The following is an 11887-nucleotide window of genomic DNA, read 5'->3' on the forward strand; positions in this document are numbered from 1 at the left end:
TTAAATTAAATTCCAGCGAATTGTAAAAACTTCCTCTACACTATAGGATAGCTTAAGTTTAACTTCAATCTCGTCAAGTAATTCTTCTACTTTTTCATCGACCTGTTTGCGCGTTTCAAAAAACTCCAGTGTCATTTTGTCGAGATCTTTTTCAAGTTTTTTAATCTGACGTTGCGCAGTGACTTTTTCTTCTAACATTCTCAAAGCCCTTGCTTGTTTTTTTTCTTCTTTAATCTCTTTTTCAAGCTGCTTGATTTTTAAGTTGATAGCTTCTTTGGAATCTTCTGCCCAGCGTTCCAATTTTTCGTGCTCTTCATTAAAATATCGATCATTGAGGCGCTGCGCCTCTTCAAAGCATGATTGGGTAAGCTCTTGTTTTATTTGAGTAATTTGCTCTATCAGGAAAGGCTCAATATGAACATTACCGTTGCATGTTGCAGGAATGAGCATAAGCCGCTCGCATTGTTGTTGATCAAGGTTCGAGCCATCATCTGTAATCGTGCTAAATACTAATTTCTCTGCATTATCGAGAGAGTCAAATTTTAATTTTGAAAATTTCAGCCAACCAGACTTCCCGCGTAGTGGTTCTAAATCGGCCAAATTCATACCATAGCGCTCATAGTGGAAGGTAAGCTCAGCGGCAAATGGCTTGTCTTCACGCGCTTGCTCAATGAGCGATACTATCGGCTCATGCTCGAGCTTTAAAAACTGAGCATCTTCCTGTGCAGCTTGTTTCCAATGATAATAATAATGTTGGCCATTATGAATCAATTTATCGGCAAAATGCTCTGCTTGTGGCAGCATGATTTGACAAAAAGTTCTGATTTTGCGACCGCGCTCGTCTAAAGCACCTTTAATTTGCTCTTTACGCGATTTTAAGCGCGCAACCACTTCTTCATCAAAATGCTCAAGCAATTTTTTACGTGTATCTTGCGCTTTTTGCGTTAAAAGGGCGTCGAGCTCATGTTGCAGTTTCTCAAATTCTGCTTCAATTTCATCTGTATGGCGGCATTTTTGGTAAATCGTTAGAATGCGACTTTCTATAGAGATATCTGACTCGACTGCGCCTAAAATCTCATCGCTGGCGCCAAAAACACCTTCAAAGAGTTTAAATTTTTTATCAAGCAGATCAAATACAAGCTCATCCGCTTTATTGGCTTTGTTTAGAAAATTCACAACCACCACATCGCATTTTTGCCCGTAGCGATGGACACGACCAATCCTCTGCTCAACCCGTTGAGGGTTCCACGTCAGGTCATAATTAATAAGCAATGAGCAAAATTGCAGATTAACACCCTCACTGCCAGATTCTGTTGAAATCAGAATAGTGGCTTGATCTTTAAACGCCTCTACAATTGCAGCTTTCATATCAGCGGTTTTTGAACCCGATATTTTACTACCTCCAGCGTGCTTTTGGCACCAATCCTGATAAATTTTGACCGTTTCAGGCTCTTTATTTGTGCCATTGAGTAAAACAATTTGGTCTTTATATCCATTTTGTTTTAAAAGTGTTTTTAGATATTTTTGTGTGCGGCAAGATTCGGTGAAAATAACGGCTTTGCGTTGCCCGCCGAGCTTTTCTACTTGCTCAAAAGCTTTATTCAAGGCTATTATAAGCGCTTCACCTTTAGCGTTTTTTTCAATATTGCCTGCGATGATACGAAATCCTTTGAGCTCTTCAATTTCTGCCTCTAAGGGCTCGAGATTGGGCGTCAACAGCGTAATCTCATCGCTGGAATTCGGAAAAAGCTCTATAATATTTGAAGTTTCGTCCCCATAGTTTTCGCCATTTTGACTGTTTTGAACGTTAGCGCTTAAAGAGGGCTCAAAAAGTTCTACGACATTGTCATAATCGTCAAGACTCTCGGCATCTATCTGCGCTCTGGTTTCAAGTCTTTTGATTATTTTCTCAAGCGTGCCACTAATGGCGAAGGATGAGGAGGCAAGGATTTTGCGAATAACAAGGGTTGTTAAATGCGCACTTTTGGGACGTATGGCAAATAAATCCTCTCGCTGCAAAAAGGCCGATAATTTATCGTAAAGCTCTTTTTCAGCGTCAAAGGGATAAAACTCCTGGACGAGAGAGTGCCGCTTGGTAAAATTAATATCACCATCGAGCTGTACTTGGCGCCTTAAAGTTCTGTGGCAGATTTTAGAAAGGCGATATTGTAGCTCTTCAAGGTTTTGCGCAGTGAGGTGAGCTCCGACATAGTTCATTTTAAAGACATCAACGCTGCCAAAGAAATGTGGGTCTATAACTGAAATCAAGCCATAGAGCTCAAGGAGTGAATTTTGCAAGGGCGTTGCCGATAGCAAGATTTTCTTGCGGCCCTCTAAAGCTTCTTGCAGAGTTTTAGCTATTTTTGCACCATCATCCTTCCAGATATTGCGCAATTTATGCGCCTCATCAAAAACAACCAAATCCCACTGGACATTTTTAAGATCCCCCGCTTTACTTGAAGCAAATTCATAAGAGCAAATGATTATGCGCTCATCTTGATTAAATGGATTAGCAATGCCTTCTTTTTTATCAGCCTTATAAGAGGCGTTTTCTAGCACATAAGAGGGAAGATTAAATTTTTCCAAAAGCTCTTGCGACCATTGGCTTCTAAGCATAGCTGGAACGATAAGGAGGATTTTACGTTGTCTTTCCGCCCATTTTTGCGCAATGATAAGGCTTGCCTCAATGGTTTTACCCAAACCAACTTCATCTGCCAATAACACGCCATGCGATAAAGGTGATCGGAGCGCGAACAAAGCGGCTTCCACCTGATGCGGGTTCATATCCACACGTGCTGAGGCGAGCGATTTTGAGATGTTATCCTCTGCTGAGCCTTTGAGTGTTAGAGCATGAGCTAAGTAAGTTGCCTGATGCTTGGTGTAGCTTTTTCTCTTGGCTGGCTCGTGCTTCTCTTGCTCCATTTTTCTCCCATCATTGATTTATTTGGCGTTGCTCTCTTTATTTATTGACATATAGCTGGCACTCAAAGCGAATCTTCCGCCTCGCTCCTCCATGCTAGTCATAGGCTATTTATGCAAAAATGTTAAGACGATTCAGCTTTTTGTTCTGCTAGTTATCTTCTGTTTTAATGTGCGTATTTTGTGTAATAAGCCTTAGCCAATGAACATATCTTCTGCTTGTATTCGCAAATGCCGTCTGAGTTAAAATAAGTTTTGTATAACTGAATATAGTGCTGGTAAGCTTTATCTCGTGGTTCAGGTTAAGAGCTCTATACATGAATGGCAATGCTGAGAAAGTGAAAATACGAAAATCCACTGCGCGCGTGAGCATTTTGCAGAACTTGGCGCTTTCACCTATAAGGATGCCGATAGCTGGAAACACGCTAAGCCTGCTAGTTTTTAAGTTTAACTGTGTTTGTGCTGTTTGCGTTTATTGATTATGATACACGACTGCCATTTGCTGGAAAGTTAAAGATAGGAGCTGTTATTTTTGATAGCTAAAGAAGCTTAAATGAATCTATAAGATGCTGTGTCTCTTTTACGATAAAAAGATGTACCTCACATCATCGGTTACTGACATACTGCAAAATCTGCATTATTTCTAGATTTCTATTTGATATGGATCATATTCGAATAGCCAAGCTGGATCATCGGTTTCCTTTTGCAACCATGTATTGATACTCGAAATCCTTTGCACTTTTGAAATTCTATCAAAACGTAGCTCTTTGTATCTTGTGAATGCCTTAGGAAAGTCATGTATCCCTGTTTTCTCCAAACATCGTGTCAATATGACTGCATCTTCAATTGCCATGGAAGCGCCTGACATCATGTGTGGACGCATAGGATGACAGGCGTCTCCTAAAAGCACAACCCGTCCTTTATGCCAAGTATCATGCGCAATTCGTTCATGCAACGGCCATAATGTGACTTCTTTTGTATAAGGTATTATTGATTTGGACAACCGTTCCTGTATTTTTAATGAGTGATCTCTTCCATTTTTCACAAGGGCAAATTGCCTTATTTGCTTTGGCCGGTGCCGCTGGCGTTTTTGCTGCACCAATAGCGGGGCGTCTTGCGGATAGGGGTGTTTTGAGGTTTGCCACTTTATTGGCCTTATTTCTTGTTGCTCTATGTTTTATTTTATCTTATTTTGCTTTTGCGCCTTTTGTGCTGGGCGGCTCTCTTTGGGGGGCGGGCTTTCTGGTTATTGCAGCTATTAGTTTGGATTTTGGCGTAACGACAAACCTTATTATCGGGCAAAAAATTATTTACAGTTTAGGTGCAGAAATGAGGGGGCGCTTGAATGGGCTTTATATGGTGGTCTTTTTTATCGGAGGCGCCATTGGATCCGCTTCAGGCGGGCTTGTTTATAGCCTAGCCGGTTGGGGTGGAACATGTCTTTTAGGTTTTATCATTGTTTGTATAACTGGCGTTTATTTTTTAACGGAAAAAGGCTGAAGACTATATTTTAAGCTATAAGGCAGCCAATTAATAGGTGTAGGTGTTAGGTCGCATTTTGATACGTATAGTATTTCTACCATAATGTGCACTCATATCTTTAGCGGTGCCGTACTTTTAGAGTGGCTAGTATGGCCAGTTCGCCATAAGATACTTGGCTATCGCCATTTGTTACAACATAAGTTTTGTTTCCATTGTTTTCAATAGGTTCGTTGTAAGCTAATTAAAAAAACGATATCAAATTTGCTGCTTTTTGGGGACACACACTGCCATAGGCATTGTCTAAACACTTTAGCCCAAATCCTTTTTGCGGTGAGATCCCAATATTTGCAGGCATTTTTATACGTCACTTATAAATAGAGCCTGATCTCCTCTATTTTCCTCTGGTTAGTTTTTCTTGTCTGTTCCGTGGCTCATCTGGGCGACGCAGAAAAGGGGAGGGCCGAAGTTGTTGGATACATATCATGGCTTTTGTAATTTTTGTACGGCGCTAACATTAGCCAGTGTTATAATCATTCCAATCCAGCGATGATCAAGCCTGAGACCTGGCATGCGGCTTGCTTGATTGGATCAGACATAAGGTGAGCATAGCGCGCTGTTGTTTGCACCTGTGTATGTCCAAGCAATTTGCCAATCATGGTAAGGCTTAAGCCTCTGCTTGCCGCATAAGAGGCAAAGCTGTGCCGCAAATCATGAATGCGCACATCTTCAATTTTGGCTCGCTTGCGAATGCGCCGCCAGGGCTTTTGCATATCGCTCAAATATGCGTCTTTAATAGTGCCATAAATTACATAAGGATTGTCGCGTGGTGTTTGGGGATGCTCTTGGATGGTGCGCAGTAAATCCATAACATGTTCCCCGGCGTAAATGACTCTTGCACCGGTTTTGGAATCAGGCAGGCGTATCACGGCGCCCTCCCAATCAATGAAGCTCCATTGCAAGGTTTGGATTTCACCCAAGCGACAACCCGTCATCAGAAGAAGTCGAATGCAATTGAGTGCCGATTGTGATTCAACGCCTTCAGCCTCCATTTCGCGTAAGACAAGGCCTAGCCTTTTTGTCTCAACGGGCGTTAGATAACGCTCGCGTTTTATTTCTGGATATTTTTTAATATGTCGACGGGGATTAGTGCCATCAGGCCGCAGATCCCACATTTCTGCCAAGTTGAACATTTTCGAGATGATCTCTAAGCAACGATTGGCTTCATAAGGTGTTTTGCGTCGTGAATGATGGAAGGCTGCAATATCCGCTCTTGTAACATCTGTAATTTTTAATTTGCCTATCATGGGCAAAATGAATTTGTTAAGATTACGGATGTAGCCTTCTCTTGTGCGTGATTTTAAATGCACATTCACATGCTCTTCTATAAAGCGCTCTGCAAGGTCATCGACAGTCAACGCATTTTGTTTTGCTTGTTGCTCGCCAATAGGATCACCGCCCGATTGAACTTCTGCTAAAAGTTTAAAAGCTTTTTTGCGCGCTTCTTCCAGCGCAATGATACCATGCATGCCTAAGCTTTTACGCCGCACCTTGCCACGCTCGGCGCGATATTGAATGATGTAGGATTTTCTTCCAGATGGAAAGATACGTACACCAAAACAGGGGAGTTCAGTATCGAAGATCAAATAGTCTTTAGATTTTATCTCGGCGACGTCAATCATTTTCTTGGTTAGTTTTGGCATTTTCATCCCCTTATTGTTGTTATGTTGGGCTGCGTCTGTGGAAGCGCCGCGGAAGCACTACGGAAGCAAGAAGCAGAATAATTTAGCGTATCCCGTAGGATAACTATGGCCATGATAAATCGAATTTATCAAGCAATATCAGGCAGTTAAAGAAATACAGCGAAAACAAATAAGCTGTAGAGAAAAGACCAGCTTACCACTCATAACCTGAAGGCCGCAGGTTCAAATCCTGCCCCCGCAACCAATTATTTTATAACCGCCCTGATCCTATTAGGGCGGCTTTTTTGTCCTCGAAACCGGATGAAAAGTGAAAATAAAATAAAAATCAAAGATAGAATAATCATTGGTATAAAAGACATTGCTCCCGCATGATGCTCGGCATAATTTAATACAGCCATAGCCCCAATAAGACCTCCAAGACCTTCGCCAATACCCAATGCTATGGAATTTATACCAATAAGGTTGATTAAAGATTCTGGTTTTGTAATTTGAGCAAGAAAAACAGAGAGCGCTGGCATCATGATGATTTCAGCAAAAGTCCAAAGAATGATGGCTAACGTGACATATAAAAATGTTTCGCCAATTGTAATGATGATAAATCCAAATAAATAACAGAAAAATCCAATCAATAGTAAATTTGTTGGCGAAAAATCGTAGCGTGCTAGTAATAGAGCCAACGGATATGATAGGAGGATAACAATTGAAGCATTTATAAAAAATAAATAGCCAACTAAATTAAATTGGTTCAGTACATTGGCAACATATAAAGGGATGGCTGAATTTAATTGTGCATAAAGAAGCCATGTAAATGTGGTATATAAAAATAAGATATTGAGCTTTTTATCAAAAATATGAGCCTTAATAGACGACCATAGGCCGATCTGCGGGGTGAGGTGTATGTTTTTTGGATGCAGAAAATAGTTGAGGATGCTGCATGTGAATAGAATAGCGCCGGATATTAAGAAAAAATATTTTGGACCCGCATGAGAAAAAATAGAGGTGCTAAACAGCGGTGCGATGGCGGAGGCAACATTAAAAACTACATTCAAGCCGGAGTAGCGCAATAAAAGAGAATTATTTTTTTCCGACTTATATTCGGCAACCAAAGCTTTGACATACATCCCATTACTTGCATATCCAAAACCTATCATAAATAAGCTTAAGCATATAAGCGGGATATTAGAAACTTGAGCTAGTAAAAGATAACCTATGGCTGATAAAAGACACATAAGTGGCATGATGTGGCGCGATGGAATTAAATTTAGAATCGGGGCCGCTAAAATCCGCGAAGCGCGAGAAGCAATGGCCGATAATAGGAGAATAGAGCCTATAGCTGCCGTATCAAATCGCATAAAGTTGGCCAAATAGACAGAGATAGTTGCACTATTTGCCAAGTAGGTGAAGGCAAATAATGTATATTCTATAATAATAAAAGCCATGTTTTTAAACCTTTCGGCAGGTTTCTTTTACGCTTTTGTTACAATGCGCAACTCTTGCTGAATTTTTTGGGATAAGATGCGTACTCCTTCTGTATCTTTACCAGTGACAATGACATAGCCAAGGGCTTCTAAATCTTTCCAGGAGAGTGTTGGTGGGATACGGTCGCCAAGCTTTAGCGGGTAATGTAGTTTGATACAATTTGGATTTTGCTCAATAAGTGCGGGTGCGCCAACATGACTTACGGTGCCAGGCTCTACTTGGAAATAAGTAATGCCTGCTGCTTTGAAGAAATGATAAGAATTGCTTGGCCATAGGGAGGGGGCTAGCGATAGAACATTGCTTTGGTCATCAATAAGGATACCATAAGTTTCAATATTTGTGACAAGTTCGCTTAACCAATTTATATACATACCGCCAGGGCGGGCGTGGATTTCTCCTAGAGTAATTTGTTCATCCTCAACCCAAAGCTCCACATGGAAAAGCCCATACTCTAGCCCCACTGCTTTTAGCGCTTGGCGCACAGCAGCATAAATTTTTAGACCTAATTCCTTCTCGATGGGGGCGGGCATGAGATGACCGCATTCAAGGAATAGGCCATTGTCCATAAGCATTTTTTCAGTGACGGCAAAAAATTGTGCTTCTTTTGCAATAAAAACACCTTCAACGCTATATTCTTTTCCATGAATAAATTCTTCAATCAAGAAGGATTGCGTGTTTTTTTGCGTTAACCGCTCTATGGCTTTGGGAATATCTTCTGGCTTTTCTATAATAGACACGCCTTCGCTTCCTGTGCCAATGCGTGGTTTTATAATCCAGGGCCCATTGTTAGGCGCATTTGTGATAAAATTTTTCACATCAGCTATGCATGAACAAGCGGCAATATTGGGCTGTACAATGCCCGCATCCCGTAGTTTATTGCGCAAGAGAAGTTTGTCTCTGATTGTGTGTATGGCGTGGGGGCTATTCCAGGGGATAGATAGATATTCAGCAATAGCAGCTGTTGCCTCTACTGTGAATTCGGAGAAAGTAAGGATATAATCAATCTTTGGTAACAAAGGTTTGGTTTCCAGCCAAGCTTGGATGGTTGAAATATCCTTGTCAGAAACTTCGATAAATTGATCAATAGCGGCTAAAGTACGCAAATGTTGGTCAATAAATGCTGAGGTCTCTAAAATAATAATACATAAATTACGCTTTTTCATTTGTTCGATAAAGCGCTGTATTTGGTTTATAGAGGCTCCAACTAATAAAACCGTTTGGCCACCCATTTTTTCCTCCATCCGCAACCACATTATGGTTTTTATATAATTTTAATACTTAAAGTGCGCTCTGCGGCCAAGAGCGTTTCGCCTACATTTTGATGTGTTGATCCATGCGCAAGCACGGCAGCAACACGTTGACTCGTGAAGCTTTTTGGTGGTAGTGAAATTTGTGCGCCAAGCGGTAGTTCGAACATAATTTGATCTAAGCCACCAATCTCAAAAACCCCATCATTATAACCAGAAAGGCCTTGAAAACAGCCTTGTTTCTGTGCAAGTAAAAACTTTACTCCCGTATACAAATGTGTTTTTTTTGCCGAAATGTCTGGAGCGCTTCCAGTCGCGACCTTAATAATATTCGCCATATGGTCGGCACCTGTGCTCCGTGGTATTAAGTGGGTTGTGATATAATCACCACCAGGGCGCGCATTGATTTCAATTAAAGTAAATTTATCATTATTTACTTTGCCTTCAATATGTAAGGTGCAGTCATTGCAGCCTAATGTAGTGATAATTTTGACGATTTTTTCTGTTATGTCGGCATAAGCATTTTTGCTAAGCTGGGCAGGAAAAATATGCTGCAACTCAAAATGAAAAGGATCGGCGGTTTTTTTATCGGTCACACCTATAAGGTCTATATGATGATTGTGAATCATGACTTCTAGGCTTACCTCATCGCCAAAGATGAATTCTTCAACAATGAACGCATCGCCGTGTTTTTTGAAAATCGCATCGGAACCATTATTTATTAGCCGATGTAGTTCAGTCATGGCATTTTCAAGCTGCGATGCATTATGGAGTGTAAAAATTCCTTTTGAGCCGTTACCGCCCACAGGCTTGACAATTGCGGGATAGGCTATAGTCCGCATGGCAGCTTTGAGCTCAGTTAAATTAGAAACGAGTGCAAATTTTGGGCATATACCTTCGATATGCGCTAAGGTTTGGCGTGTTGTATATTTGTTTTTTAATGTTTGTAGAAGTTTAACGGAGAGGCCTGGAAGCGACAGATTCTCATTGATATGCGCCGCACATTCAAGGCCAAGATCAGTCCAACTTATTGCACCAAAAATATCATAGCGCACAGCAATGTTACGTATGTATTCCATGCTGGCGATTTGATCACTGATATCGCAAATATGGCATTCAGCTGCGTAAGGCTTGGCCATTTCGGGGATCGCTTCTCCCATTAAAACAACCGATAATCCTGCCCTTTGTGCTGCGATTAAGGCTTCAAAACGTTCGGCGTTTGAGCGCCTTAAACTTGTATAAACAATAGCAGGCTTGCGCATTATTAATGTCCATGAGCCAGATATTACGATTTTATTATAAATTTTTATATACGACTTAATTCATTTGTGGAAGGTTATAAATGAATGACAAAATTGAAGATTAATGGGATGTTAGGAATAGAATTTATAAAGGGTGCAATTGTAATCACTTGTAAGGCTATTATCCTTTAGTTAGCGGTTTAAAGTTTCTGCTTGTTTGCTTAATGTTACCATAGAGTTTTTTAGGCTCTTTTTTATTTGCCTTCCAATTAGAAAGCCAAAAACTAGGGCAAGCCATCCAGTCATAGTCACAGAGTGTTGTATATATGCTGTCATCTCCGTTTCGGGAGGGCTAAAATATTCATGGTTAAAAACCAACGTTGTTAATGGTAGGCGGGCGACATCAGAGAAGGAACGAAGAGGCGTTGCCTCGCTAATTGTAAAATTAATTTCGGGCCCTTTAATTGGTTTCATTCGTCCGGTTGTGCCCGCAGCGAAATTGCCGTTTAGCTTAACCCATTCCAGTTCGTGATCCCAACAGGGCCAAGATGCTACATCTTGCCACATGCTCCATATTTGTTCGCATGTTGCTTTTGTAGGAACTTGTTCCTTATATACCCATTTAAACATATTGTGCTTTCATAATAAAATTACAATATATATACAGTAATTTTCTGGATAGCAATAAAAATTAAAAACAATGCATAGCAGTATTTTGTTGTGAATTATGAATAGATAATTATATTTTATGTTACTATGGATATCCTGTTGATAGAGCGTTTATATTGTCGTCCTTGTTACAAAATCAAATCGGCTTTTTTCGTAAGATGTAAAGCTATGTGTTAGTTATTTTTGCGTAAAATATGACACGGCCATGCCCTGTCGGGCATAGCTGTTCATGAGCTGATGCAAAAGTAAGGGGTTAGAGGCATTCAGGCGGCTTCTGACTATAGAAGCGTCGATATTGAGTGCGGCAATAGGTGCTTTTGAGGCGTTTTTCGACGCTGGGTTTGGGAATGATAGCATCAGGCGCACAAGCTGGGGGATGGGGCTTGTCATTTCGGAGGCAAACGTCACTAAAAACAATGGGTGTAGATATTTGTGTATAGCCCGCTTGCTCCATACAACGCCTTGCCATGACTTCATCATTGATTTTCATTTTAGCGGATGGCTCGTTTATACCCCAAGGTTCAAGATAGCCGCATTCAAGCATAGATTTTTTGATCTGCACTGGGGATGTCCTAGGTTTTATCCAAATGGCGTAGTCGTATGGAGCATCAGCGGGGAGGAAGCACGCGCTGAGGCTTATGGAGAGGAGGCCTAGAGTGAGAGATTTATAAAACATGATTGTTCCTTTACTGGACGGTATGGTTTAGGTGGCTATGGTTAGAAGCACTCAGGCGGCTTATGACTATAGAAGCGTTTATATTCAACGCGGCAATAGGCGCTGTTGAGGCGTTTTTTAACGCTGGGCTTGCGGATGACAGCATCAGGCGCGCAGGCGGGGAGGTAGGGATCATCACCTGTACGCAGGCAAAAGGCATGGAAACCAACGGGTGCATATTTTGATTTATAGCCCGCTTGTTCCATACAACGATCTGCCATGACTGTATCATTGGGTGTCATTTTGGAGAAGGGCTCGGATAAACCCCAAATTTCAGGAAAGCCGCATTCAAGCATAGATTTTTTGACTTGCAATGAGTCTGCTCCAGGCTTTATCCAAGTTTTGTAATCAGGGGGGGGAAGGGCGCCGTAGCACGCGCTGAGGCTTATGGAGAGGAGGCCTAGAGTGAGAGATTTATAAAACATGAGTGTTCCT

The 11887-nt window shown here is 41.2% G+C and carries 10 protein-coding genes; 1 reads left to right on the forward strand and 9 read right to left on the reverse strand.

From position 1 onward, the window contains the following. Both ACK28X_RS05390 and ACK28X_RS05395 read right to left on the reverse strand, forming a co-directional pair. Window positions 1-2922, reverse strand: coding sequence for an SNF2-related protein (locus ACK28X_RS05390; protein ID WP_412057397.1), 2922 nt, complete (start codon window positions 2920-2922; stop codon window positions 1-3). A gap of 640 nt (window positions 2923-3562) precedes the next feature. Beyond that, window positions 3563-3874: an FAD-dependent monooxygenase gene (locus ACK28X_RS05395; RefSeq protein WP_412057398.1), complete on the reverse strand. Its 312-nt coding sequence runs from the start codon at window positions 3872-3874 to the stop codon at window positions 3563-3565. Between the two features lie 20 nt (window positions 3875-3894). Between ACK28X_RS05395 and ACK28X_RS05400 the strand changes: the two genes are divergently transcribed. Next, the gene (locus ACK28X_RS05400; RefSeq protein WP_412057399.1) at window positions 3895-4419 is read left to right on the forward strand and encodes an MFS transporter; all 525 of its coding nucleotides are present in this window, start codon (window positions 3895-3897) and stop codon (window positions 4417-4419) included. Between the two features lie 512 nt (window positions 4420-4931). Here ACK28X_RS05400 and ACK28X_RS05405 read toward each other — a convergent pair. The 7 genes from ACK28X_RS05405 to ACK28X_RS05435 form a co-directional block, all read right to left on the reverse strand. Further along, window positions 4932-6101: a tyrosine-type recombinase/integrase gene (locus ACK28X_RS05405; RefSeq protein ID WP_412057400.1), complete on the reverse strand. Its 1170-nt coding sequence runs from the start codon at window positions 6099-6101 to the stop codon at window positions 4932-4934. A gap of 245 nt (window positions 6102-6346) precedes the next feature. Next, window positions 6347-7540 (reverse strand): MFS transporter, encoded by a 1194-nt coding sequence (locus tag ACK28X_RS05410; RefSeq protein WP_412057401.1) that lies wholly within the window; start codon window positions 7538-7540, stop codon window positions 6347-6349. A 27-nt stretch (window positions 7541-7567) separates the two neighbouring features. Further along, complete coding sequence (locus ACK28X_RS05415) at window positions 7568-8821, reverse strand: ATP-grasp domain-containing protein (RefSeq protein WP_412057402.1); 1254 nt, start codon at window positions 8819-8821, stop codon at window positions 7568-7570. Between the two features lie 20 nt (window positions 8822-8841). Next, complete coding sequence (locus tag ACK28X_RS05420) at window positions 8842-10089, reverse strand: ATP-grasp domain-containing protein (RefSeq protein WP_412057403.1); 1248 nt, start codon at window positions 10087-10089, stop codon at window positions 8842-8844. Between the two features lie 171 nt (window positions 10090-10260). Then, complete coding sequence (locus tag ACK28X_RS05425) at window positions 10261-10698, reverse strand: hypothetical protein (protein WP_412057404.1); 438 nt, start codon at window positions 10696-10698, stop codon at window positions 10261-10263. Between the two features lie 292 nt (window positions 10699-10990). Then, complete coding sequence (locus tag ACK28X_RS05430; protein WP_412057405.1) at window positions 10991-11413, reverse strand: hypothetical protein; 423 nt, start codon at window positions 11411-11413, stop codon at window positions 10991-10993. A 41-nt stretch (window positions 11414-11454) separates the two neighbouring features. Continuing rightward, entirely contained in the window at window positions 11455-11877 is a 423-nt protein-coding gene (locus ACK28X_RS05435; protein WP_412057406.1) for a hypothetical protein, read from the reverse strand. Window positions 11878-11887: the final 10 nt, after the last annotated feature.

The organism is Bartonella sp. DGB2 (assembly GCF_046843095.1).
Classification (GTDB): domain Bacteria; phylum Pseudomonadota; class Alphaproteobacteria; order Rhizobiales; family Rhizobiaceae; genus Bartonella.